The organism is Alkalimarinus alittae, from assembly GCF_026016465.1.
Lineage (GTDB): Bacteria > Pseudomonadota > Gammaproteobacteria > Pseudomonadales > Oleiphilaceae > Alkalimarinus > Alkalimarinus alittae.
Genome location: NZ_CP100390.1, coordinates 406,500 through 431,830, shown reverse-complemented (window position 1 = coordinate 431,830; position 25,331 = coordinate 406,500). Strand labels below are relative to the sequence as shown.

18 protein-coding genes and 1 tRNA gene are annotated in these 25,331 nt (G+C 44.3%); 10 read left to right on the top strand and 9 right to left on the bottom strand.

The genetic code is table 11. The annotated features are described in order from the left end of the window. Nucleotides 1–6 precede the first annotated feature (6 nt). The 3 genes from gshA to NKI27_RS01855 all read right to left on the bottom strand — a co-directional run bounded on the left by gshA (nt 7) and on the right by NKI27_RS01855 (nt 6,012). Nucleotides 7–1,608, bottom strand: coding sequence for a glutamate--cysteine ligase (gene gshA, locus NKI27_RS01865; RefSeq protein WP_265048005.1), 1,602 nt, complete (start codon nt 1,606–1,608; stop codon nt 7–9). Between the two features lie 172 nt (nt 1,609–1,780). Further along, a complete protein-coding gene (locus NKI27_RS01860) occupies nt 1,781–4,123 on the bottom strand; it encodes a Tex family protein (RefSeq protein WP_265048004.1) in 2,343 nt (780 codons plus the stop codon). A 122-nt stretch (nt 4,124–4,245) separates the two neighbouring features. Continuing rightward, nucleotides 4,246–6,012, bottom strand: coding sequence for a two-component system response regulator (locus NKI27_RS01855; RefSeq protein ID WP_265048003.1), 1,767 nt, complete (start codon nt 6,010–6,012; stop codon nt 4,246–4,248). 291 nt (nt 6,013–6,303) lie between these two features. Here NKI27_RS01855 and rep point away from each other — a divergent pair, with 291 nt between their 5' ends. Then, nucleotides 6,304–8,319: a DNA helicase Rep gene (rep, locus tag NKI27_RS01850; RefSeq protein ID WP_265048002.1), complete on the top strand. Its 2,016-nt coding sequence runs from the start codon at nt 6,304–6,306 to the stop codon at nt 8,317–8,319. Nucleotides 8,320–8,433: 114 nt separating this feature from the next. On the opposite strand, the gene NKI27_RS01845 is transcribed toward rep, so the two are convergent. Then, a complete protein-coding gene (locus tag NKI27_RS01845; protein ID WP_265048001.1) occupies nt 8,434–10,092 on the bottom strand; it encodes a phytoene desaturase family protein in 1,659 nt (552 codons plus the stop codon). 145 nt (nt 10,093–10,237) lie between these two features. Here NKI27_RS01845 and NKI27_RS01840 point away from each other — a divergent pair, with 145 nt between their 5' ends. Then, nucleotides 10,238–10,771: a PadR family transcriptional regulator gene (locus tag NKI27_RS01840; RefSeq protein ID WP_265048000.1), complete on the top strand. Its 534-nt coding sequence runs from the start codon at nt 10,238–10,240 to the stop codon at nt 10,769–10,771. A 47-nt stretch (nt 10,772–10,818) separates the two neighbouring features. Here NKI27_RS01840 and NKI27_RS01835 read toward each other — a convergent pair whose 3' ends face one another. After that, nucleotides 10,819–11,232 carry a c-type cytochrome gene (locus NKI27_RS01835; protein WP_406803118.1) on the bottom strand — a complete coding sequence of 138 codons (414 nt, stop codon included), beginning with the start codon at nt 11,230–11,232 and terminating at the stop codon, nt 10,819–10,821. Nucleotides 11,233–11,429: 197 nt separating this feature from the next. Between NKI27_RS01835 and NKI27_RS01830 the strand changes: the two genes are divergently transcribed. The 4 genes from NKI27_RS01830 (at nt 11,430) to NKI27_RS01815 (ending at nt 16,423) form a co-directional block, all read left to right on the top strand. Further along, on the top strand, nt 11,430–11,756 hold the full coding sequence (locus NKI27_RS01830) for a hypothetical protein (RefSeq protein WP_265047998.1): 327 nt from the start codon (nt 11,430–11,432) through the stop codon (nt 11,754–11,756). 65 nt (nt 11,757–11,821) lie between these two features. Next, nucleotides 11,822–11,898: transfer RNA gene (locus NKI27_RS01825), tRNA-Arg, on the top strand. Between the two features lie 306 nt (nt 11,899–12,204). Further along, a complete protein-coding gene (locus NKI27_RS01820; protein ID WP_265047997.1) occupies nt 12,205–14,637 on the top strand; it encodes a hypothetical protein in 2,433 nt (810 codons plus the stop codon). Between the two features lie 181 nt (nt 14,638–14,818). Next, entirely contained in the window at nt 14,819–16,423 is a 1,605-nt protein-coding gene (locus NKI27_RS01815; protein WP_265047996.1) for a hypothetical protein, read from the top strand. Between the two features lie 20 nt (nt 16,424–16,443). Here the strand turns inward: NKI27_RS01815 and NKI27_RS01810 are convergent, their stop codons facing one another. Then, the gene (locus NKI27_RS01810; protein WP_265047995.1) at nt 16,444–17,826 is read right to left on the bottom strand and encodes a DUF2254 domain-containing protein; all 1,383 of its coding nucleotides are present in this window, start codon (nt 17,824–17,826) and stop codon (nt 16,444–16,446) included. Nucleotides 17,827–17,979: 153 nt separating this feature from the next. Here NKI27_RS01810 and NKI27_RS01805 point away from each other — a divergent pair, with 153 nt between their 5' ends. Beyond that, nucleotides 17,980–18,888, top strand: coding sequence for a mechanosensitive ion channel family protein (locus tag NKI27_RS01805; protein WP_265047994.1), 909 nt, complete (start codon nt 17,980–17,982; stop codon nt 18,886–18,888). Between the two features lie 119 nt (nt 18,889–19,007). Here NKI27_RS01805 and NKI27_RS01800 read toward each other — a convergent pair whose 3' ends face one another. The 3 genes from NKI27_RS01800 to NKI27_RS01790 all read right to left on the bottom strand — a co-directional run bounded on the left by NKI27_RS01800 (nt 19,008) and on the right by NKI27_RS01790 (nt 22,788). After that, nucleotides 19,008–19,211 (bottom strand): cold-shock protein, encoded by a 204-nt coding sequence (locus tag NKI27_RS01800; protein WP_265047993.1) that lies wholly within the window; start codon nt 19,209–19,211, stop codon nt 19,008–19,010. A gap of 152 nt (nt 19,212–19,363) precedes the next feature. Next, nucleotides 19,364–21,511, bottom strand: a complete 2,148-nt coding sequence (locus tag NKI27_RS01795) for a cation:dicarboxylate symporter family transporter (RefSeq protein ID WP_265047992.1) — start codon at nt 21,509–21,511, stop codon at nt 19,364–19,366. An 8-nt stretch (nt 21,512–21,519) separates the two neighbouring features. Beyond that, nucleotides 21,520–22,788, bottom strand: coding sequence for an alpha/beta hydrolase (locus tag NKI27_RS01790; RefSeq protein ID WP_265047991.1), 1,269 nt, complete (start codon nt 22,786–22,788; stop codon nt 21,520–21,522). A 136-nt stretch (nt 22,789–22,924) separates the two neighbouring features. Between NKI27_RS01790 and NKI27_RS01785 the strand changes: the two genes are divergently transcribed. The 3 genes from NKI27_RS01785 (at nt 22,925) to NKI27_RS01775 (ending at nt 25,312) form a co-directional block, all read left to right on the top strand. Next, nucleotides 22,925–24,292, top strand: a complete 1,368-nt coding sequence (locus tag NKI27_RS01785) for an L-serine ammonia-lyase (RefSeq protein WP_265047990.1) — start codon at nt 22,925–22,927, stop codon at nt 24,290–24,292. Nucleotides 24,293–24,389: 97 nt separating this feature from the next. Continuing rightward, nucleotides 24,390–24,734 (top strand): ParD-like family protein, encoded by a 345-nt coding sequence (locus NKI27_RS01780; RefSeq protein ID WP_265047989.1) that lies wholly within the window; start codon nt 24,390–24,392, stop codon nt 24,732–24,734. Continuing rightward, on the top strand, nt 24,719–25,312 hold the full coding sequence (locus tag NKI27_RS01775) for a zeta toxin family protein (RefSeq protein WP_320109451.1): 594 nt from the start codon (nt 24,719–24,721) through the stop codon (nt 25,310–25,312). The genes NKI27_RS01780 and NKI27_RS01775 overlap by 16 nt, the downstream gene beginning before the upstream one ends. The last annotated feature ends 19 nt before the right edge of the window (nt 25,313–25,331 follow it).

Genomic DNA, 25,331 nt, shown 5'->3' with positions numbered 1-25,331 from the left:
TAACGTTTAAGATAGATACTGCGTCATATATTCTGAGAACCCACTTAAATCAGCGGCCTTAAGCTGCTGTTCTTTAAGGAAAGACTCCCTGGCCATTGCGCTGTATTTTTCGGTAATTGACGCGCTATCAGACTGACTCTGCGACGCCTGTTGATGTTTGAATGATAACTCACCCACAATTTCTAACCATGAGAGTGATTCAGATCGCATAACTGAAAGAATGTTTGCTGAAGGGGTTAATTCTGGCTGATTTATTTTGTGCCGCTGTTCAGTAATAGCGGATTGGTATTTACTTGAAGAAAGCGCTTTATCTTGAGCGCCTGCATCCGAGGATTTAGCATAAACCTCATCAAACATAGCCCCAACTCGCTCAATTTTATCAAGCAAATTTAAACCTATGTCGTTAAGCGGCGCCTCTCCGTCGGCAGTTTTGAGCTTTAGACCAGGTTCGCGCCCTCTGTTAACGACGGTTTCAAAATTCCAATCTAGCGCCTGACATTCAGCTTCAGAAACAACGGGACTGTCTGAAACCAGACAATAAACTAAAAACGCATCCATAAATCGAGCCTGCTGAGCATTTATTCCCAACGGCAGATAAGGGTTCAAATCAAGACAACGAACTTCTATATACTCAACCCCTCGCGCCTTAAGCGCATGAATCGGTTTCTCACCTGACCCTGCGTTTCGCTTTGGTCTAATGGCACTATAGTATTCGTTCTCTATCTGCAGAATATTGGTATTTAACTGAATGTACTCGCCATCTTTTTGAGTACCGATAAGCTCATAAGCGGGATAAGGCTTATGTATCGCTTCTTCTAATGTGTGCGTAAAGTTACTCAAACTGTTGAAACAGATTGCCAATGATGACTGAGCACTACTTTGATACCCTAGGTCGCCCATACGAAGCGATGTCGCATAAGGCAAGAACCATGTACCTTTTTCATCAAATGGCTGTAGAGGGTGTCTGATACCCGACAAAAAGCTCTGATCAACCGCAGGCGATGCACCAAACAAATACATTAACAACCAAGAATGACGACGAAAGTTTCTAATAAGTGAAAAATACTGCTCAGACTTAAAATCCTGAAGCGTCTGTTTATCGCCTAGTACTACCTGCCACTCTTTCCAAAATGCATCAGGCAATGAAAAGTTATAATGCAATCCTGCAATACTCTGCATCACTCGCCCGTAACGAACATCTAACCCCTTTCGGTAAACATGCTTAAGCTTACCCAGATTTGAGTCTCCGAACTCCGCTATTCGTATGCTTTCGTTACCATCTATTTTACAGGGCATGCTGCCTGACCATAGCACTTCATCGCCCAGGTTTTTTTGTACAAAATGATGCACATCACCTAGATCTTTCATTAACGCATCAATACCTTGAGATACCGGCGTAATCAACTCCATTAATGCTTCAGAGTAATCCGTGGTGATTTGCGGGTGCGTGAGCGTATGACCTAAGACCTTCGGGTGATTGGTTTGCGAAATAAAATGACTTGAATCGGCTCGCAGCCCTTCTTTTTCGATGCCATGTGAAATATTTAACAGTTCACGCTGGGCTGATTCGGAGAGTAGTTCCAGTCGAGCTTCAAGAGCATTAATCATGGGCAACCTTTAGGCCATAGTTTGAATGTGAGTCTAAATGGGGGCGTTTTTCTAAAACTCAAGTGAGCACCCCCTATCGCAGCCGTGATGAAGGGAGGTACGACTGGAATCAAGAAAACCCTGCCCCTTGATTCCGCTTCGCTTCATCACGCCTACGGTATTGTCTACTATATTATTGCTTATTCTTTTTTGCTGAGTTCATTGCCAAAGCGAGCGCACCCGCCATAGCACTTGGCGTACTGCTACCGCTGCTTTGCTGACGATTGCGATCACCTTGCTTTGGCTCTGTCCTTCTTGAACCTGCCCCCCGAGCAGCCACATCTTTTTTAGGGTCAACCCCCGGCTCATCACTCAACCGCATAGACAAGCCAATACGGTTTCGTGGCACATCCAACTCCATCACCTTCACTTTCACGATGTCTCCCGCTTTAACCACTTCTCGCGGGTCTTTTACAAAGGTATTAGATAATGCAGAAATATGGACTAAGCCATCTTGATGAACACCCACATCAACAAACGCACCAAAATTCGTGACGTTGGTCACTGCCCCTTCCAATATCATGCCAGGCTTAAGGTCGGTAATTTTTTCGACACCTTCCTGAAACGCAGCAAAACGGAATTCAGGCCTAGGGTCACGCCCAGGCTTATCTAACTCTGAAATAATATCTTTAATAGTCGGGATACCGAACTTATCACTCACATAATCTTGCGCTTTAACGTCTTTCAAAAATGCAGAATCGCCAATAATAGCATCCACTTTACGGCTATTCTTTTCGGCAATCTGTTTAACCAAATCATAAGCTTCGGGGTGAACCGAAGACGCATCGAGTGGATTTTTACCATTCATCACCTTTAAAAATCCGGCGGCTTGCTCAAATGTTTTTTCACCGAGGCGAGGTACTTTTTTCAGCTCGCGCCTACCTGTAAAGGCGCCATTCGCATTACGGTATTCAACAATATTGTTGGCAATCACAGGGTTCAAGCCCGATACGCGAGTGAGCAGCGGGGCAGATGCAGTATTTAAGTCTACCCCCACCGCGTTTACACAGTCCTCGACTACCGCATCAAGGCTTCGCGCCATTTGAGCCTGACTTACATCATGCTGATATTGACCCACACCAATAGATTTTGGGTCAATCTTTACTAGCTCAGCCAATGGGTCTTGTAAACGGCGTGCAATCGATACCGCACCTCGAATAGTCACATCTAAATCAGGGAACTCTTTTGCAGCATATTCAGACGCAGAATAAACAGAAGCGCCTGCCTCACTGACAGTAATACGCGTTAATTTCAATTCTGGGTGCTGAGTCATCAGCTCTGCGGCTAACTTATCGGTTTCACGAGAAGCCGTACCGTTACCAATACTAATCAACTCTACGTTATGCTTTGCACAAAGCGTCGCCAGAATATCGAGAGATTGCTGCCACTTTTTCTGCGGTGCATGTGGATAAATAGCACAGTGGTCAAGCACCTTTCCTGTTGCGTCAACCACGGCAACTTTAACACCCGTCCGTAAACCTGGATCAAGACCTAGCGTCGCCTTTGGACCCGCAGGCGCGGCTAGCAATAGGTCTTTTAGGTTGCTGGCAAAGACCTTGATTGCATCTTCTTCAGCACGCTCTCTGATTTGTCCCATTAGTTCAGTTTCGAGGTGGGTGCTTAACTTAATACGCCATGTCCATCGAACCACTTCGTTTAACCATTTGTCGGCTGCACGGCCTTTGTTTTTAATACTCCAATGCTCCGCCACCATTGACTCACAAGGGTGCGAAACTTTGCGGTTAGCATCGCTATCTCCGACTACGATACTGTAGTTTAAGAAACCTTCATTACGTCCTCTAAAAATCGCTAACGCGCGATGCGAAGGCATCTTTTTAAGCGCTTCACGGTGCTCAAAGTAATCTCGAAACTTGGCACCTTCTAGCTCTTTGCCTTCAACCACGGATACCTGAACTTCGCCTTCTTGCCAAAGAAATGAGCGCAATCGTCCCAGTAACGCGGCATCTTCACTGAACCGTTCCATCAAGATAAATTTAGCACCATCCAGTGCAGCTTTGACATCAACTATGCCGGCATCCACATTTAAAAAGGCTTCTGCCTCTTTCTCTGGATCAAGTTCGGGATTGTCGATAATTTTATCTGCTAACGGCTCTAATCCGGCTTCTCGAGCAACTTGGCCTTTTGTTCGTCGTTTCTTCTTATATGGTAAATAAAGGTCTTCGAGTATGGTTTTTGTCTCTGCAGCCAGAATATTCTGCTCGAGCGCAGTTGTTAACTTGTCTTGCTCTCTAATGCTATTAAGGATGCTTTCCCTGCGCCCTTCAAGCTCTCTCAAATAACGCAAACGCTCCTCTACTTGACGCATCTGAGTATCGTCTAACGACCCCGTCACCTCTTTACGATAACGAGAAATAAATGGCACTGTTGCACCTTCATCTAGTAAGCCAACCGCTGCCGTAATTTGTTGGACTTTTACGCCGATCTCATCAGCAATGCGTTGAGAAATTTTATCCATGAGGGAACCTTGTAACGGAGAGAGTCTTCAAAGAGAGAGTTAAATATTCAGAGGGCAAGCATTATAGCGCTTAACCATGGGGAAAAAGTAGCCCTGATTGCGGTTTAGACATGGATTCAGCGCTAGCGCCCAGCAATCTCAAGCCGAGCTGCTTTTGCTGCACAAAGATAAGTCAAAAAAGTATCAAAATCTACCGCCCGACTATACAGAAACCCTTGCGCCTCATCACAGTGGTGTCGCTTCAAAAAGGCTAACTGCGCCTCTGTCTCAACACCTTCAGCGACGACATTAATTTGTAGATTATGGGCTAGGCTGATAATCGCTCTCACGATCACTTCATCATCAGCACTGGTCGTAACATTTTCAATAAATGATTTATCTATTTTTATTGTCGAAACGGGGAGTTGTTGTATATTAGCAAACGATGAATAGCCCGTACCAAAATCATCCAGTGAAAAGCTAACCCCTAACTGAGTCAACTGTTTCAGACATTTTTGTGTATATTCTTGGTCATACATCATGGCTGATTCTGTTAGCTCAAACTCTAAATTACCCGTATTGATATTAGCGTTATAGATAATACGGAAGACCGTTTCGCTTAGTTTTTTATCGTAAAACTGGCGAAATGATAAGTTTACCGCACAAATCAGTTCGTCATAGCCAAGTTCCTGCAATCGCGCTAAGTCTCGACATGCCTGCTCAACAACCCAATAACCCATCGGTACAATCATGCCGCTGCGCTCTGCTGAAGGTATAAACTCATCTGGCATTAGTAGCCCTCTCGTGGGGTGCTGCCAGCGAATCAAGCTCTCATAGCCAATCACTTGACCCGTCGCAATGCATACCCTTGGTTGATAGAACAACCTCAACTGCCCATGTCTCAAAGCACTTCGGAACTCAGCTTCTAACGCCAGTTCTCGCTCAATCGCCACACTCATTTTATGATGGTAATAGTCATAACTATTACCTTGCCGTAGCTTGGCATCTTGCATCGCACGATTAGCATTTTTAAGGATACTATCAGAATCTGAGCCCGCTTCTGGGAAGGCCGCAATTCCAGCACTGAGCGTTACTAATAATTGATGGTGAGCAAGATCAAAAGGCGCTTCAAATAATTCTAGTAGTTTAGCTACCACGTAGCTTGCATCAGTGGCACTGTCTAAGTTTTCAAGGATAACCGCAAACTCATCCCCTCCAATGCGCGCTAAACTATCACTCTTTCGAAGCCCTTGCCTCAGCCTTGAAGACACTCGCTTGATCAGTTGGTCGCCCGCCTTGTAGCCAAACCTATCATTTACACTCGTAAAGTCATCTACATTTAACAGCACCAACCCAACAACGTTTTCATGACGATCTGCTCGCAAAATTGATTGATGAAACCGATCTAAAAAAACGCGGCGATTAACCACGCCAGTGAGAGAATCAATATGACTTTTAGTATCTTTTTGCCTCTCGGCAAGATGTCGCAATGTTGCGTTTCGGAGGGATCGCTCTAGCAAATGAGACGTTAATGTAGGCTTAGAAATATAGTCAGCCCCACCTGCCTGAAAAATAACCTTAGACAGGCTCTCGTCTGACTCAGAGCTGATACACACGACAGGCGTTTGGTCACTATCAAATGAAAGAAACCCTAAAAAAACAAACGGGTCTTCATCGCGATAGCTACAATCCCATAGAATCACATCAAACGTTTCTTGACTGAGAACCTCATGCAGATGACTTAGATCGAAACACCACTGCAACTCGCACTGGAAGCCTTTCATGTTTTTTATGAAATATTGAAACCACAGAAACTCTGTATGCTCACGGGTGAGTAAAAGCACTTTCCGCACGTCTAAATGACTCGCATATGACAGCATTTTAGTATTACCGAATACTATCTCGGACATTCCTTCTCCTGGCATTTTCCTGCCATTACCCCTTAAGCCTTGTTTCATCAACGTTTTCTTGAACCTACTACTAAAAACCAAGTAAATAAGCCATTTTCATACAGGTGGAATTATTACCAAATAGGTATATTTCAAGGTAGCCTAATTCCCTAAAGAAGCAAGGGAATTAGAGCATGATAAGGCTGCCAAAAAACACTCATTTAGAATTTAAACTCTCAAGCCATCCACTTCTCTGTTAAAATAGCCTGTTCGAATATTCCCATCTATCCATTGATTTAAAGGTTCAATTCTGTGTCACGACTTAACCCCAGACAACGCGAGGCAGTGCATTATGTCAATGGCCCGCTATTGGTTCTTGCAGGTGCCGGCAGTGGTAAAACCAGTGTAATCACCAGCAAAATTGTCTACCTAGTCGAGCAGTGCGGCATTAAAGCCCGAAACATAGCAGCACTAACCTTTACCAATAAAGCCGCTCGAGAAATGAAAGAACGCGTTGGTAAACTGCTAAAAGGCAAAGATGCCAAAGGGCTTACAGTATCGACCTTTCATAACCTAGGCTTAAATATCATACGGCAAGAGCACAAAATCCTCGGCTATAAGTCAGGTTTTACCATTTTTGATGCCGAAGATGCCAAAGCACTTATCCGCGACCTGATGATGAAAGACCATGCTGACTCAGGTGAAGATGTGTCCGATGTTCAAATGGCGATTTCGAACTGGAAAAACGACATGCTGTGCCCAGACAGAGCCGCTAGTCACGCAAAAGACGAGCGTGAGCAAATGATGGCGCAGGTCTACAAACTTTATAATCGCTATTTAAAAGCCTATAACGCCGTTGATTTTGATGATCTTATTCTTCTGCCAGTCACACTCTTCCAAAATAGCCCTGAAACATTGGATAAATGGCAAAATAAGCTTCGCTACCTATTGGTAGATGAGTATCAAGACACCAACATTACTCAGTATGAACTGGTTAAGATGTTAGTCGGTGTCCGCTCGACATTTACTGTAGTAGGAGACGATGACCAATCCATCTATTCATGGCGAGGCGCACGACCTGAGAATCTAGTCAAACTGAAAGAGGACTTCCCTAACCTCAATTTGATTAAATTAGAACAAAACTACCGCTCCACACGATTAATTCTGAATGCGGCAAACAAAGTCATCGACAACAACCCCCATGTTTTTGAGAAAGCACTTTGGAGCGACTTTGCAGTGGGCGACCCTATACGCATTATAGAGTGCCGCAACGAAGATGCTGAAGCTGAACGTATCGCCGGTGAAATCCTTAATTTTAAACTCAAAAATAAAGTCGATTTCAAAGACTTCGCGATTCTCTATCGCGGCAACCACCAATCAAGACTACTTGAGATAAAACTACAGGCGTTTCAAATTCCTTATCAACTTTCAGGCGGCACCTCCTTTTTTGCGAGAAGCGAAATTAAAGACGCCATGGCTTACTTGCGTCTGCTGATTAACCCCACAGACGATGCCGCGTTTTTACGTATCATCAACGTACCGCGCCGAGAAATAGGCCCTAGTACCATCGAAAAGTTGGGTAACTATGCCACCGAACGAGACTGTGGCTTATATCAGGCCGTCGACGAAATGGGTCTAGAGCAACACTTAACAGGTAAAGGCCTTGAAAAAGTACGCCGATTCACACACTGGCTGAGAAATACCACCCGCCGATGCAGTCAAGAAGACCCAGTAACCGTTATCAAGCAAATGTTTACCGACATCGAATATGAAGAGTGGCTACACGAAAACAGTAACTCACCTCTTCAAGCCGAACGTAGAATGGCAAACGTCTGGTACCTGATCGACTCGCTACAGAAAATGCTCGATAAAGACAAAGGCACCGCCGATGAAATAGGTATCGATGAAGCCGTGACCAAGCTTGTTTTAAGAGATATGCTAGAGCAACAGCAAGAGGAAGAAGAAACCGACAAAGTCCACTTAATGACACTGCACGCGTCAAAAGGTTTGGAGTTTCCTCATGTATTCATCATGGGGTTAGAAGAAGAAATCTTACCTCACCGAGCCAGCATCGAAGAAAATAATATCGAAGAAGAACGTCGATTAATGTATGTAGGCATCACCCGCGCAAAGAAAACGCTAGCACTTACTTACGCCGGAACCCGTAAACAATATGGCGAGAAAATAGAAACCATCCCAAGTCGGTTTTTAGATGAACTACCTGAAGATGATGTTGTATGGGAAGGGGGCGGTAAGAATGACAAAGCCGTTAACCAAGAAAAAGGAAAAGCAACCCTCGCCAGTTTGAAGGATCTAATGGGGGGGTAATTCTTTCCTTGATTCCGCTTCGCTGCATCACGGCTACAAAGTCAGTGCAGGCATTTGGTTTTGTAGCCTTGATGAAAGGAGGCACGACTGGAATCAGGGTTTTGTTGACTTGGCTTACGCCTGCTGGCTTTCTGTTTCTAGGGCTTGCCTCGCTTCTGGCTTATAAACTTCTTTGATTAGGTTCATTACTTTACGACTTTCTAACACGCCGATCATGGCACAGGTGCTCATGACGCCACCCATTAATGCGCCGCCGACACCGGCAGTCACTATGTCGGCACCGGTTAGGTATAGGTTTTTAATCGGTGTTATGGGATGCAGCCAGTTCTGTTGAAAGCGGTCTACGGTATGATCGATGCCGTAAATTTCACCTTCTTTATTCCACTGGAACCACTGAGTGGATAGTGGTGTTGAAAGCTCTACGTAGTCTATCGCGCCACGTAGCTGAGGCATATGCTTGTATAGCGTCTCAAGCAATGAGTTTTGAATTTCTTCTTTTAACTCGTGGTAGCCTTCTCCCCGCTTATTCCAAGTAGTGCCTTGCCATTGCTGAAACCACTTGTGATTGGTCGGAGCGACAATCTCGACCGTTGATTTACCAGGGAATCGATCATTCCAAGCAGGATCTTTGGCGGATGGGAATGAGATATACGTTAATGGGAAGTCATCGGTGCCATCAGACGCCAAGAATCGGTCGACGTTTTCATCGTGGTTGGCATCTGGGTAGACCCAATAATTAGTTTTGGGGATATTGAGTTCTTCTGCCGAGCCTTTAAAGCCTGCATAGATACAAACATGAGAGGCAGACAGGTCAACCTTTTTCAGGTTTTTCAATAAGCCGTTTTTCTTGGCGACTTTCTCAGGCAATAAATCCTGATAAGTGGGGTAAATACCGGCATTACTGACGACTTGATCGGCAAATATTTCGTGTCCGCCTTTCTTTAAACGAACGCCATACGCTCGATTATTCTTCACCAGTATTTCGTCTACACCGGCATAGGTAAATACATTACCGCCGCTTTGCTTAATCACCGGAATAATCGTCTCGGCGATACGAGAAGACCCACCTACCGGGTAATTACCGCCTGCAATATAGTGTTTAGCGACCATAGCATGCATCATGAACGATGATTTTTTCGGAGTCAGGCCATAGTCGCCCCATTGCGCAGTCAACACGCCAATAAGTTCTTCGTTTTTAGTCAGGCCTTCTAATACTTCACGAGTACTCTTAAAAAAGTAGTCGGGCAGCATATAGTGGCGAGCTTTGTTATAAACAACGGCAGCTAACTTAGGCAGCGCTTGACCGGCAAAATAACGAGGGACTAACTTACTCACATTGCCCAGTAACTCAACATACTGATCAATCGCCTCACCTTCTGTCGGGAAGTACTCCTTCATTTGCTTCTTGAACGGCTCTTTACCCGCAAGGTAATCGTAGGTTTTATCACCAATCACAATACGGTCATAGAGTTGATCCATATAGGCCCACTCTAACTGGCTGTCTGAAATAACATCGAACACTCGACGTATCATTGAGAAAGGCTTGTGCACCTCTCCGACATAATGAACGCCCACATCCCACTCATAACCATTTCGCTCGTAGGTGTGACTATAACCACCGGCTGTGTAGTGCTGTTCTAATACACACACTTTTTTACCTAATTTAGACAGTAGTGCCGCGTTGCACAAACCACCCGGCCCAGAGCCAATAACGATCACATCATAATGCGTGTCTGCCCTATCTTTACGAAAACGAGTTCCTGTGCGCTTCACTATTCACCTCTGCCATTATTGTTATGTTGTTGATTTAATCTTTATGCAACTATTTGCATATTAGAGGATATGCAGATTAATATGCAACTTTTTTCATATACTTTGTTATCATTAAATCCATTATCGTTATAAGAAGCATTTCGTCATGTCATTAAAGCACGCCATTTTAGTTTTACTAGAAACCCAGCCAAGCAGTGGTTATGAGCTAGTAAAACATTTTAAGCAAAGCCTCGGGTACTTCTGGAACGCGAAGCACCAGCAAGTGTATCAGCAGCTTAAAAAGTTAACGGAAGATAAGCAGGTTACGTTTCAAGCCCACTTTCAGGATGACAAACCTGATAAAAAAGTCTATCAGATTACGGATCTCGGACGAGAAACATTAAGACGTTGGATCAACCAACCGGTAAAGCCCAATAAAATTAATGATGCATTATTGGTCAAGCTCTATGGCGGGCACCTTGCTAGCAAAGAAGACTTATTGGCCGAACTCGAAAGCCATATCGATAGCCACCAAAAAACATTAGATAATCTGATAAGTATTGAGAATACATATCTCACGATGGGCGATGAACAGAAAGCACACTACCTTCTACCTTACATGACGCTTAGGAGAGGGATTATTGGGGAAAGGGCGTGGCTAGAATGGGCTGAAGAGGTAATGCAAACATTGCGTGTCTAAGTGACAAGATTATAGCCGTATTAATCTTGTCACTTATATTTAACTTATTACTTACTACCTTCAACCATATATTCAACAGCTGCTGCAATCTCATCATCAGAACATGAAGCACAGGTTCCGCGTGGAGGCATAGCATTTAGGCCGTTGATGGCATGAGAAAGCAATGTATCCATGCCCTGCTCTGCACGAGGCCCCCAGTGGCTGGCATTACCTAGCATTGGAGCACCCGCTGCGCCTGTACCATGACATGCAAAACAAGAAGCGTTATAAACGTCTTCACCTGAACGTGCACCGCCAGTGGCTGCTTCAGGGGCTGCCGCTGCGGCAGAACCACAATCTTGCCCTTCTACACATACGTCACCAATGGGCTTTATACGATCAAGGATCGCATCTTCGTCTGTTGCTGCTTGAACTGAACCAGCCAATACCGCACCCAATCCAAAAACTGCTAATGCTCTCATCACTTTATTCACACTTCACCTCGTGGGATATTATTTAGTGCTATTGCTAGCTACATAATTATTGGTGACAAGATCCAAGACCCCGCCCGAAAAATTAGTGGCGTCATTATAGCGGTAAAGAATAACGATAAAAAGCCTGCCCTTTAACACTCATGTATACTATTGACCCTAAATTGCCTTTTGAGAGCTATAAACGCATGCATAAGCACCATAAACTTTCACTCATTGTCGAATTTACCGCCTTATTTGTACTCATTACTTCAATGGTTTGGATTGGGCAAATCAAGCAAGCAGGCGCAGCTCTTGTCACCTGGCAACTCGCTCTCCCGGTTGTTGCCAGTTTTTTTGTATTAGCCGGCTTTCTTAGTAATATGTATTTCCGTTGGATCGACAGCGCAGGCGGTAAATCATCCCTCACGCAGCGAAACCAAATATTCTTCTGGTTACTGGCGCTTTCGTTGTTGTCTGTATGGTGCTTCGCGGTTATTAAAACATTTTGGAATACAACACTAGACACCATCTAACAGCCTGCGTATTATAGCCGCCTGATCTAGTTGCCTTTTTCAAGGCAGTCGATTGAAGACAATGTCCGCCCGTAGCTCAGCTGGATAGAGTAGGTGGCTTCGAACCACTTGGTCGGGAGTTCGAATCTCTCCGGGCGGGCCATTTCTTCAACTTAACAACATTCCCCCTTGCTTAAAGCCTCGTAATTTCAGATGTGACCTACTTATCATTCCTGAATTATTTTACCCCCCCCCTACGCCACAACTTTCTCTTAATCCCTAGTCATTACCTCTACTATCAACGATCAGTTCACTCAAATGACAGAATTACTCGGCAGTTCGGCAATATTATTTACTACTCCATCTTTTAGCCTGACACCTGCTGAGCTTACATGTGTTAGTTAAATTAATGCATAATTACTCGTAAGCGCTTTAAAACAATTAAAACAGACAAAGCAAGGAGAGACTCATGTCTCGTTTACATTCACACTCCGCAACGGTGCTCTTAGCCATTACAGCTAGCGCAGCAAACGCGACCATAGACCTGTCAGGCTTGCCTGGTGATTTTCCTCATCAAGAAGAAATATGTTCAACAGATTTCACTCGCGAAGCGATGCGTGCTGACTCAGCAGCGCAAAGTTTATCCGCGCCTAATATCGACATCATACGCATTAATGGCGATGTTGAATGGACGCGTATGGGCACCCAAACACCTGTATTTAAACCTGGAGATATCGTCACGCTTGAAGGGTCAAACTTTGGTCAAGGGGTTGATATCGACTTTAGCAAGATCATGCTGGGAAACACTCGCGTTCTTGAAGCTGACTTACAAATGTTCGACCAAAAGCTGGCGATTTCTGATCAAGTTAACTATGAGACTGATGAGCAAGTAGATTCTTGGCCGAAAAACATTGTCGCGTGGGATGATAGCAGCATTCAGTTCCGAGTGCCTGGTCACACGAGTAGCGGCCCTTTAATAGTACAAGTTCAAAAAAGAGTGGGCTATAACGAATCGCTTCGTCAGCCCGGAGAAGCACACAACGTTATAGATGCTCAAACCTCTCGTATTATCAGTGATACCTTCCAGCATGAGTGCGATGTTGTTTCAACGCTAAGTAATGCTGTTGCCAGTGCACCGATTGATATCGAAGTAGATAACCCGAACTTCCCTTCATTAGTCGACGAAGGCCGCAAAATTTTCTGGTCTTATGATTTTAACATTGGCGTTGCTCACGCGGTTAGAAATCTAGACTGGAAGGCCATTTTTAACTATCGTGCTTTCGACCCTATTGCGGGCGGCTACGCAGATCCTAGAGCGTTATTTGGCGCTTACAAAACAGTAAGAGGCCAAGTGCCAGATGAAGCCATCGATGACGTCTATTTTGCACCGTATCCTATGCCGACGCCTATTCCTGGATTTTTGACGTTAGGCTCAGCCAAGTTTGAAGGTAACACAAAAGACACGGGCTGGACGGGTTACCGCTATGCAGAAGGTAATCACCCCTATACCGGGCCAGGGGAGTTTGTGGGTTTTAACTGTGCGTCATGCCACGGCTATCAAATCACCTATCAAAACCCAAATGGAGAGGATGAGACACGGGTTTTCCCAGGTTTACCTAACCCTGAGTGGACCATGAAGTGGACAGTCTTACAAACAGCCTTAAAGACCTTTAAAGGTATTTATGAAAATGAACCAGGCCCTGACTGGGCCCCTAAAGAAGAGCGTATCGCCAAAGATATGCTGATCTATCACATGCCTCCAGGAACCGGCGAGCATAATATGGTACGCATCAATGGCGAAGGTAGTCATACTGACAATGACTATCAATTTTCGCCAATTGCGATCCCTAACGTAACCCACTACATGCCCATACGGCGCTCACTCTCTCATACCGAGTCCTACGTCGGATTTGAAGGTTCTTACATACACTCTGAAGAGCCTGATGGCGCACAGGGAGCGATGAAAAAAGCACCGCTACAAGCGCTAACAGCCTATATGACCCAGCTAGATCAAAGCGATGGTTTATTGCGCAATATTGGCATGTACCGCTGGTTAAAACAGAAAGATTTACTGGTAGCACAAACTGACACGGGGACGATCACTGAAACCTATACAGAAATGGTCCCACAACCACCAAAGCGGCTCTGGTTTGGCATCAAAATCCCCCAACCCGACAAAGAAGTAACGAGAACCCGTGAAGTACCCGCCTTACAAGAAGGCGACTTTATTGGCCAAACTTGGCAGTCATTTCCTAAAATAGCGTCAGCCGTAAGCAAAGGACAAGAAACCTTTAATCGTGATTGTGGCAGCTGTCATAGTGATGGCCTTGGTGCCAACACTAATGAGAAAATGCTGCGATTAGATGAAGTAGGCAGGTTCTTCTCACCTACCATCTACCAAAAAGAAGTTGAGTCGATCAGGGCTACATTCTTACGTGATATGTACTGGGTACAAAACCGAGGGTTGCTATCAGACGGACACGTTCGTAATATGACTGACTTGGTATCTCCCGCCCGTTGTGACACATCTTCTGATTTGTATAAGCAGTACTACACACTTCATGCCCCCGTTCGCCCAGCGCTAGGTTCCGTTGATCAGCCGTTAACCACACCTGATTTAAACCGCCGAGGCGATGTGTTTCGTGTGCCAAAGTCTAATTACATCACCAAGCTAGATAGAGGTTACAAACGCAATCTCTTTATTGAGAAGCATAAGTACTTTTCTGAAGTGTCTTGGGATGATGATCACTACTATTGGGACTATCAAAAAATGCGCGCAGAATTTGGGCCTGATGAAATGGGTACACCAAACCCTATAGGGCTGCCTGCAACGCCGCACCCTTGGTGTGCATCCAATGATAATGAGGTTAATGACTTAGTTCAGTACATCATGACGCTATAGCACTAACATCGCCCTGCTTTAATGAGGCAGGGCGACCCCTTTCTTATAACCCCCTTACAATTCAGCGTTAGCAACAAACAGTACCCCTGTTAATTTATTATTTTGTTTATCGATAGCGTGATATTTTTGATACTATAATTAAGATATTAAATGGTTTTCTCTTCGAGGGACTCACTCAGCAATGACTGATAAAGCATCCGAATCCGACAATAACAAATCACCTGAATCACACTGGTGGAAACCCGAGAGCGACAAGCTGTCGGAAGAAGAAGCATTAGGTTTTTTACAAGCGAACAAAGAACGTCTCGAAAAAACACTGGCGTCTATCAATGAACACCATTTAATTTATCGCACGACAAATCGCATATTTTCACTATTCTCATTTTTAGCTAGTATCATCGATAGAGTCAAAAACTATATCACCTTGCTCCTATTAAAAATCCCTGCACCTAAAAGCCTCAAACAAGGCATTGCTACCCTCATGGGGATATTTGATTTTAAGGCCACGGTAGAGTTCTTTCGTACCAAGCTATACTCGTTAAAAAAAGCACCTCACAACGTAAAAGCCGTTCAATTAATCGACGATGTTATCGCCTCTGCATCATCTCACGGCTTGGATATTAAAAAGCACTTTCCTGATATCGCGAAAAAATTTAGCGCTCGAAAGAATCAGTTTTTGCAGCATAGTTTTTTTAAGGAATTCAGTAAGAGCAGTCTGGAGCGTTTGTTAGCCATCCCCTTTTCATTCAATCGTTCTATTTCACCTGTTTTAGCCGATACCGCGATGTGGCATCGTTTTTATGCCTTCCTTGAAAAGAAAAACATTAAAGACATTATTTTAGTGGGTGAAGCGGATCAAAAGGTATCGTTAAAAAATGACAGCCAACACGCTATCGCTACCTCTCAGGTCGTTCGTACGTTATATGAAGCATCCGTATTGAAAGCAACCGGTCATAGAATATTTATCATTGGGCATCATGAGGGTTATTTAGGCCCATACTTTGTAAGAAGCGTGCTTAGACAGCTAGGTTTTGATAACTTGGCCGCTAACTGCAATACCGTTGTAGGTCCTCGCATGTTCTCTAACATTGTTCTGAAAAGTGGGGCGAGCAATGTAGGCAACCTATTTCTCACCCTCCCGTCTCAAAAAACAACACAAGTAAGAGAAAAAGAACTCGCCACAGCCTTGATGAAAAGTGCTCGACGAACTCAATTTTTGATCAAAATGCCCGATGCAGGTTTAAAGCTTATCGAAAAAATGAACTACTCGGAGTTTATGAATAACATCGTGCATGATCATGAAGGGCAATTTACAGGCGTTGCCCCTCAACTGGATACAGCCGAGCAAGAAGAGCTTGACCAATATATGGATGCAGCAAGGGAAAGCAAGGCACTTGATGAGCTAGATGCAGCAGACTATTACTTGTTTAAAAGTCTAATGCACGAGCCCTTTCTGATCTTTCCTGAAGGCTCTAGGTCATACAACGAGGAAAACGGCGACATCACAATGAAGTACGTCAACCCTCGCTTTATGCAGGCATATCTACGCCCGGGTGATGTAATTCTGCCGATTAATATTGTTGGCGGCTCAGACATTACAAACGGTTGGAGGCTAAGCCCTGCGACACTCGGTGTATCGGTTGCCAAACCTTACAGCGTAACGGCTGAAATGATAGAACACTACGAGACCGAAGGCCTTAATGTGATGCGAACGATTGCGGCATTACCCAACATCAAGAACGTTCATTTTGATGAGGACGTACAATCTCGAAAAAGGCGGCTTTAATATCTTCGCTAATGCTTATTTTAGTAAACGTTATGAGGATGACGATACTTATCATCAAACGGCCTAAGTGCGTCAATACATGCTTGGTAGCACTGTTTGATGTCAGCAATATCGTTTTGTTCAGATAGCGCCTTATCACTGGCGCTGATAATCATATCAGCCTGACGCTTCACGGCGTCATACTGTTCTTTATTGGCTACTTGCTCGGCAATACGCGTTAACGTTTCCATTAAGCGAACTGAAACCGCCACACTACTCACACCATACTGCCTAATCTGATCAAATGCTGAATTGGCAATACCTAAAAAAGTCACCGGTTTGGTAATGAGTCTAATATTACCGGCGTCATCATAAACACTGGCTGGTGGAAAGCCCCGTCTCGTTAATCGACAAAGCGCTGCCCCTAAGCGATCAATACAAGCAAGCGCAGTAAAAGGGTCGTTAATTCCTGGGGAAAGCGCACGTACTGCAATTTCTACTAGCTGATTAATCGTGAACTCTACATCTTGCTCAGGCGTTCGCTGCCCACCTAAGATTAATGTATTAAAAACCAGCCTGCAGCGCTCGTCGCTTATCTCTTCTTTATCGTTACTCATGACCGTAACTAAGCAACCTCCGATAGTGACAAAACAACCAGCACGATATGGCAGACGAATCACCCAATCGTTATTTTCAGCAATTTCTAACAGCGCTATCTCATCTACAGCCTGCAAATACCCGCTATGTGGACTACAAACGTCATAGCCATGAAGATGGCTTAAATCCAATGATGAAACTAAAGGCTTATTCGCATACTGCTCTTTACTGCGATCTAACTGTTTATCATCTAACGTATCAGGGAAAAATAAGTCTATATGAGATTCCAACTCTTGATACACCGATGCAACAACCTGCTCAGCTTGAATAGACGATGAAATATGGTGAATAAAATAAATTAATACGCCCACGTTAAAAAGTGCTGCTACCAGAGAGAACGACACTGAAAGATGAGGTACAAAATCTTGTTCGCCCGATGTGTGTACCGCTCTAATCACTAATAAACAATAGATAAACGTCGAAATAAACGTGCCAAGAACAACCTGATTACCGGTGTCTTTCATAAAGTTCCGAAGCATACGAGGGCCAAATTGAGACGATGCAAGCGTCAAGGCAACGATGGTAATAGAGAAAGCCACCCCCGCTACTGTAATCATGGAGTTAGCAATAGTAGACAGCACAAGCCGAGCGCCCTCAGGCCCTACCTCATAAAAAAAACCAAAGATATGATGGGTGCTTAATTGAAAACGCTTATCGATATAAATAAGCAAAAATGATAACGCCACAGTGCTACACACCATCAAAGCGGGTACAAACCAAAAGCTAGTTCGGAGAGTCTCCCAAAAATTGAGTAATCGTGTTTTCATATGCTGAGCTTAACCCCCATAGACCTAAGTGTTCATGATTGTACTTGACCTACCAATGAGGGTAGGCACCAAATGCAATCTAGGCAAATAGTTGAAGATGACGCCAGTGGCACCTATTCTTACTTAGGTTCCCCCTAAGCCTAACAGGACGCAATGATGGAAAAGCAACCACCTTCAACCAGCGAAAGCATACAGTTAATGTGGGGGACATTAGTTGATATCTGGCGCGACGTATTAAGCCATATACCGTTATTAATCATTGGCTTCGTTATATTATTTTTGACTTGGCTAGCATCCAAGCTAGTGAATATTGTTTTACATAAAACATTAAAAGGTAAACGAATTAAGCGTGGCCTTGCAGACTTAACGCGCCAACTTATTACCGTCCTCATTTGGTTATTTGGCATCACCGTCACTGCAGTGGTGATATTTCCAGGCATGACCCCAGCAAAAGTACTTGCAGGCTTGGGGATTGGCTCAGTCGCTTTAGGATTCGCCTTCAAAGACATTGTTGAAAACTTTTTAGCGGGTATATTAATTCTATGGAAGTTTCCGTTTGACCCAGGTGACTTTATCATTGTCGACGGTACGGTCGGAAGAATTGAAGAAGTCTCCGTGCGTATGACGATTCTTCGTAAAACCACAGGCGAACTGGTTGTCATACCCAATGCACGATTATTTAAAGGGCAAGTTGAAGTATTAACCTCCACACCTATTCGCCGTATCACCGTCATTTGCGGTATAGCCTATAGTGAAGACATTGATGAAGCTCGGAGCGTTATTGATCGCGCGGTTAATAGCTGTGAGTCAGTATCTCAACAGAGACCTACAGAGGTATTTGCTCAAGAGTTTGCCGACTCGAGCATTAATTTTGAAATCACTTGGTGGTGTGGTTCAACCCCCTTAGACGTTCGAAAATCTAAAGATCAAGTCGTGGCTGCAGTCAAAAAAGCCCTCGATAACGCTTCAATTGAAATACCGTTCCCTCATCGCACCCTCACATTCCCACAACCGCGAATATTACAACGTGAAGAAGAGATCAATACAGGAGAAGAAGGTTAGACACTCTGGGGACGCCAAGTAGCAAACAGTATCGACGGGGTATAGAACAAGAAGGCATTGCATTGAACAATACGACACCTTCTCGATCAGTTTACTGGCAACGTGAAGCTGCTAGTAACCTATGACGGTATAACGTTAGTAGCACAAGGGCCTTTCTGACCTTGTCCTTCTTCGTACTCTACCTGCTGACCATCATTAAGTGTTGCATACCCTGATGTTTTGATTTCTGAGTGGTGAACAAAAAGGTCTTTACCGCCGTCTTCTGGCGTAATGAAACCGAAACCTTTATCTGCATTAAACCACTTTACCGTACCCTTACTCATAACTAATGCTCCTGATTTTTATTAAACTTATTCCATTACTGCACATTGCATCGTAAGGATAAGTACATAACAACCATAGCACTGTACTGGCGTTCTGCAAATTCAAAGTGGTTATTTATTATACACCCACTTTTAAAAGACGAGCTACCGTTTCAGCTACGCTTATCATCCGCTGCAGGCATCCAAAATAGCAACTCATGCTTGCCTCCAATCCAATAATTAAACAGGCGCTCAAGTGTTTTATTTTGTGCCTTCATGTTGATCCAATTACGCATAAATAACTCAAAGCCCCTATCTGACGGGCTGATCGGAAAGGCCATCGATAACGGCGGCTGAACAGGCTTTGGCACCACTACGGTATAGCTTGGGTTTAATAACGTCCAAGCAGAGGCCGAAGGTGCTCCAAATAGCATAGCATCAATATGTTTATATTCATCACGAAAAAACAATCGAGGTGTTGCGATCTCCCAAGCCTTGCCTCGCGTGAAATGACGTTTTATCGCGTCCCTATAATAAAATGCTTCAGGTATACCAATAATTAAGTCTTCACGCTTAGTGATGTCAGCCCAATTAATAAATTCCGCCCGCCGAGTATCCTTAACGATTAACGCAATAGATTGTGTACTATAAGGCGTTGTTAATGTGTAGGTTTTCATATTATCGGGGATAACAGGAAAGCCAGTAGTGATATCTAAGTAGCCTGATTTAAGCAGTGGTGCTGCTTGCTTTCGGAAAATCTTAACGAACTCTACGGCGACACCTAGATCTGCCGCGAGTTGGTTCATTATTTCAATATCAAACCCAACCAACTTACCTTTATCGTTGTGGAATGAATACGGTAAGTCATCACGAAAGTAACCCACACGAATAAAGCCTCGCTGTTTAATTCGTGTCAATACATTTGCAGACACAGGCCGAGTAGGCCCTTGCTCGCTAGCCTGATCAAGATACGTGGTTTTTACATCACCATATATAAAATCACGTTCTATAAATTTAGTATAACCTTCGTATTGATGACTAATGGCATCGAACGTAAACCTCAATAAGACAAATGTAGCAACCGACAGAAGAGGAATAATGACAAGATAGCGGCTAAATTTTCGCCACTTAAAGGTTGTTTTTTTAACCATACTGGTCGCGATCATTAATGGCAGGCAAGTGGCAAATACGACTGATAACACTGCAGCCAAACGCGCAACAATTAAGTTTTCTGACACGATAAAAAAGTCAAACATGCCGCCTGAAACATTAAAAAGCTCTAACAAATTAGGCATCGCTATGGTCGGCGTAGCAAAGAGCTGAGGTATACCTGCTAGCAATAAGTTGGCATAGTCATTTAGCGAAATATACGCACCTGAAAACCAGGCTGCGAACAATGTAAACACTAACGCTAGTAGCTTCCCTCCCACAGGTAAGCTAAACGATATAGGCACAACAATACCTGAAACTTTATCTGCATTTTGGCCAGGTGGGTTAATCTCTGCAATAAGCGCTTTTGTTTTTTCGACAATAACAGGAATAACCACAAAGAAGCTCCCTGTCGCAAAAGCGGTAATCATCGCTTCACGAGAGGCTTTGAGTATTTGCCGATAACCAAAAGGCGTCACCACCGCAACAATGCCGGGCAGCACCATAAAAGAGAGCAATAAAACTAATACGGCAACAGTAACCACATACACCACAAGGCCATCAACTTGAGAAGACTCAATAGTGGCGGCCGCTCGAAGCGCAATACAAAAAACACCCAAAGGCGCAAAACGCATAACAATATTATTTACATTAGCCACTGCACTCTTAAAGTTATCTAAAAGCAATAATGTGCGTGCTTTATAGGCCACGCCCATTAACCCCACCCCCAAAAACACACTAAATAAAACAACAGAGGGTATTATCGCGTTCGCAAACGCATTAAATGGGTTAGCAGGAATAAATAAACTAACCAGGTCAAACTCGACACTGGCTTTGATTGTATTGGCGCTATAAAACTCAGCATTCTCCCAGTCAGGGAATGCAATAGGCGCTAACAGAATAAAACCCACAACCGTTAGCGTTAACGCCAACAACACAACAAGACTTTGCCTAAAGGTACTACGCGCTTCCAGAGGCGACAAACTACCAATGCCAACAACAAGAGACAGCGATATATAAGGAAGCGCCGTCATCTGTAATAACATTACAAAGGCATCTGCGAGCGCACTCACGCCGGTATAAACGTTTGAGCTATAAGCCCCTACCGCAAACCCGAAAAGCATAGCAATCAGGATGCGGATAGATAATGGGATTTTGTTTAATAGCATCATTATTTGTCTCAATTTTTAGTTCTTCCCTGTTTGTTCATATAATCGCTATACAACCACTCTGCAAAACGAACAACACCATTGAGTACATGCCCACTTCTGACTGATGGAAACACATCAAACGCATGTTGCGCTCCAGAAATCTCGGAATATACCACAGGGCTGCTAGAAACCCGTTTTAAGCTTTCAACAAAATAGCGCGTCTCATCAGTTGAGACCAAGGTATCTTTATCGCCTTGAATAACCATAAAAGGCGGTGCCTCTTTATGGATATGATTGATCGGTGAAGCCTGACGGTACAAGTCTGGATTGGCTTGTTTTGATGATTTAAGTATCGACTTGGCTAATATACCTTCCAGCCCTTTATGGTACTGCAATCCGCCTTCATCCAAAAAGTCATAAATGCCATAAAACGGCACACAACCATTCACTCGGGTATCTTCATTTTCAAACCCCGGCTGAAAGTCGGCGTTATTTTCGGTTAACGAAAGCAACGAACTAAGATGACCTCCGGCGGAGCCCCCTGTGACCAATATAAAGTCAGGGTTGCCGCCATACTCTGCAATATGCTTTTTCACCCAGACAAGCGCTTTTTTACAATCAATAATATGGTCAGGAAATGTTGCTTTGGGGCTAAGGCGATAACTAATGGCGACACACACCCAACCCATCTCGGCTAGCCGATTCATCAGCGGTATGCCCTGTTCGTTCTTGCTGCCCATTTTATGGGTCCATGCGCCACCATGAATCTGAAATAACACAGGTGCATTCTCGACGGGTGATTTACCACGTCTAATATCCAGTTTTAAGTTTAGCCCGTCGACCTGCTCAAATATGATGTCTTTGAGTATCTCAACGTTTGTTGAGTGCAGTGATTTAAACGGTCTCGCTAGCTGTTTTTTGCTGGGTAAAATATCACCCTGATAATGTATATCGTTTCTGATTGCTAGGCGATAATTTCCCCCCAGCCCTTTAACCAAACTCGTTTCTACCTCTTCTTCCGCTAAATTAGCTTGCAGGTGATACATGATCATCCCCCACCAAGAGACGAGCAAAACAAGCAATCCCAACGACCCCCAAAAGCCTTCGACCACGCCTCCTGCCACAAATAGTAATGTGATGGCGACCTGAGTTACTAAGTGGTGCCATACCAATTCGCCGACCAACCAACCAGAGACAAAGCTGATGACCGCGCCCTGAGGATATTTGTATAAAGGGTGGTATAAGTTATAGGTAAACCATGCACTTAGCATAGCTAATATGAGAAAAAGAATAGTCATTGATTATTCCTAACGATGTTTAATACATTGCCAATTTTATGCACCTTACTATAGGCTTTTTTGAGTTGCAGGCAATACCCAACGACACACCCCGCTTTTTAAGACTATACTCGATAGCATACAGCGGGGGGTTATTATGACTCATAGTGTGCTCGATTTATTCTCTATTGGCATTGGACCATCTAGCTCTCATACCGTTGGTCCTATGCGAGCGGCTCACCTATTTGCTAACGCTCTAAAATCAGAAAATATTAAGCGTATAACGTGTGAGCTATACGGCTCACTCGCATTAACGGGTAGAGGGCATGGGACACAAAATGCGGTCATTTTTGGTCTATCAGGTTTTCGGCCTGAACATATTTCTTCGCAAGAGCAAGCGTTAACCTTAACCATGGCTCATCAACAGCAAGTATTAAATCTTAATCAGCAAACACCTCTCACGTTTAACCCAGAAGAAGATGTGATTTTTTTAACGACGCAGTTGATGCCTAAGCACTCTAATGGGATGAAGTTTAATGCGTACAATCATCAAAATGAGATTATTCATAGCCAAGGCTACTATTCCGTCGGCGGTGGGTTTATCTGCCTTGACGACGGAACCCCTGTTACGCCAGTTTCAAATGCTGATACGTGCCCTTTCCCCTTTAACTCTGCCGCTGAGCTTATCAGCGCATGCAAACATAAGCAGTGCTCTATTAGCCAGTTAATGTGGGAAAATGAACGTTGCTGGCGAACCGAAGCCACGCTTAAACAAGACCTGCTAACCCTTTGGCTGGTCATGAATGACAGCATAGAGTCGGGTCTGCAAACTGAAGGCGTATTACCTGGTGGGCTTAATGTGCCGCGCAGAGCCCCCAAGCTATATGCCGCACTGATGTCACCCAGCACACCTCATAATAGTAAAACGGATATTCTCGACTGGCTAAGCGTTTACGCCATGGCCGTTAATGAAGAAAACGCCGCCGGTGGCAGGGTGGTTACCGCCCCCACCAACGGTGCTGCGGGCATTATTCCCGCTGTGCTCAAATATTATATTGAGCACTTAGGTTCATTTAACGAACACGTCATTATTGATTATCTATTAACGGCCGGCGCTATTGGCATTCTCTATAAAGAAGGTGCGTCTCTTTCTGCCGCAGAAGTCGGCTGCCAAGGAGAAGTTGGCGTTGCCTGCTCAATGGCTGCAGGGGCGTTAGCCGCCATTCAAGGCGGGTCTATCTGGCAAGTAGAAAACGCAGCAGAAATTGGCATGGAGCATAACCTTGGCTTAACCTGTGACCCAATCGGCGGGTTGGTGCAGATCCCTTGTATTGAACGCAATACCATGGGGGCGGTAAAAGCGGTGAATGCAGCAAGATTAGCGCTAAACTCAGATGGTCATCATGTCGTATCGTTAGATAAAGTGATTGCCACCATGATGCGCACAGGTAAAGATATGCAGCATCAGTATAAAGAGACCTCGCTAGGCGGTTTGGCCATTCAAGTCAATATGCCGGAGTGCTAGCAAACCGATACAAAACCCACCTAGCAACAAAAGATCGCATTATGCGATCTTTTGTTGTAATCTGAGCATATATGCTAACTAAGAGTGGTACTCAACCATGGCAAAATCAGTGCGTTTAAGTGATGAACTAGTCAATACTGCAAGCCAAGAAGGTCGGTTTTTAAAACGGTCTGCGGCAGGCCAAATCGAGTATTGGGCTGAGATTGGTAAGCTGGTTGAGCAAACGGGGTGTTTTAGCCTATCGCGTATTCGCAGTTTTCAGGAAGGCCATGTGTCGATTGATGATCTGACCCCTGACGAGCGTATAGCCGCATCTCGAAGTCTATTTGAGCAGCTGGCAGAAGCGCCGAATCGTGACAGTGTCATTAATGAATTGAATAGCTCAGCACACCCTTATTATTCTGCGAGCAATGGACAGATTAGCGCATCAAAAGAGGATTAATCATCAACACTAAACCAGTCCTATGGGTTATCGTAGGAGGTAATGGCGCGGGTAAAACCACGTTTTATCGTCATAACATTGCTCACCTTAAAATCCCATTTATTAACGCGGATCTTATTGCGGCTGAACAACACCCTGAAAACCCCGAGATCTTCTCGTATCAGGCGGCAAGACAGGCCGACACGTTGCGAGAGCAGTATATTAAAGAACGTCGTTCGTTTTGTTTTGAAACGGTATTTTCACATATTTCAAAAGTGGAATTTTTAACCGCAGCAAAGCAAGCCGGTTATGAGATCACTCTGGTGTTTATTCATGTTGAGCTCGCTGAACTCAACAAGCGACGCGTTGAGCACAGAGTAAAACATGGCGGGCACAATGTACCTGATGATAAAATTCTATCTCGAATACCCCGCACCATTGAGAATGTCAAAGCGGCACGTAATATTGTCGACTTTCTTTATGTGTTTGATAACTCTAGCTCAGATGTGCCGCACCGGTTTTTGCTAAAGTGTGAATATGGCCACCTGACTCAGCAGCATACGTTACCCAAGTGGGCTGCAGAAATTTTTACCTCATAAACACTTTCGAGAGAGCCTC

Excerpts from the sequence above, each read along its gene's own strand:
- gshA (WP_265048005.1), bottom strand. The coding sequence starts at position 1,608 with ATGATTAATGCTCTTGAAGCTCGACTGGAACTACTCTCCGAATCAGCC.
- NKI27_RS01860 (WP_265048004.1), bottom strand. The coding sequence starts at position 4,123 with ATGGATAAAATTTCTCAACGCATTGCTGATGAGATCGGCGTAAAAGTC.
- NKI27_RS01855 (WP_265048003.1), bottom strand. The coding sequence starts at position 6,012 with ATGTCCGAGATAGTATTCGGTAATACTAAAATGCTGTCATATGCGAGT.
- NKI27_RS01840 (WP_265048000.1), top strand. The coding sequence starts at position 10,238 with ATGTCATTAAAGCACGCCATTTTAGTTTTACTAGAAACCCAGCCAAGC.
- NKI27_RS01835 (WP_406803118.1), bottom strand. The coding sequence starts at position 11,232 with ATGAGAGCATTAGCAGTTTTTGGATTGGGTGCGGTATTGGCTGGTTCA.
- NKI27_RS01830 (WP_265047998.1), top strand. The coding sequence starts at position 11,430 with ATGCATAAGCACCATAAACTTTCACTCATTGTCGAATTTACCGCCTTA.
- NKI27_RS01820 (WP_265047997.1), top strand. The coding sequence starts at position 12,205 with ATGTCTCGTTTACATTCACACTCCGCAACGGTGCTCTTAGCCATTACA.
- NKI27_RS01815 (WP_265047996.1), top strand. The coding sequence starts at position 14,819 with ATGACTGATAAAGCATCCGAATCCGACAATAACAAATCACCTGAATCA.
- NKI27_RS01810 (WP_265047995.1), bottom strand. The coding sequence starts at position 17,826 with ATGAAAACACGATTACTCAATTTTTGGGAGACTCTCCGAACTAGCTTT.
- NKI27_RS01805 (WP_265047994.1), top strand. The coding sequence starts at position 17,980 with ATGATGGAAAAGCAACCACCTTCAACCAGCGAAAGCATACAGTTAATG.
- NKI27_RS01800 (WP_265047993.1), bottom strand. The coding sequence starts at position 19,211 with ATGAGTAAGGGTACGGTAAAGTGGTTTAATGCAGATAAAGGTTTCGGT.
- NKI27_RS01795 (WP_265047992.1), bottom strand. The coding sequence starts at position 21,511 with ATGATGCTATTAAACAAAATCCCATTATCTATCCGCATCCTGATTGCT.
- NKI27_RS01790 (WP_265047991.1), bottom strand. The coding sequence starts at position 22,788 with ATGACTATTCTTTTTCTCATATTAGCTATGCTAAGTGCATGGTTTACC.
- NKI27_RS01785 (WP_265047990.1), top strand. The coding sequence starts at position 22,925 with ATGACTCATAGTGTGCTCGATTTATTCTCTATTGGCATTGGACCATCT.
- NKI27_RS01780 (WP_265047989.1), top strand. The coding sequence starts at position 24,390 with ATGGCAAAATCAGTGCGTTTAAGTGATGAACTAGTCAATACTGCAAGC.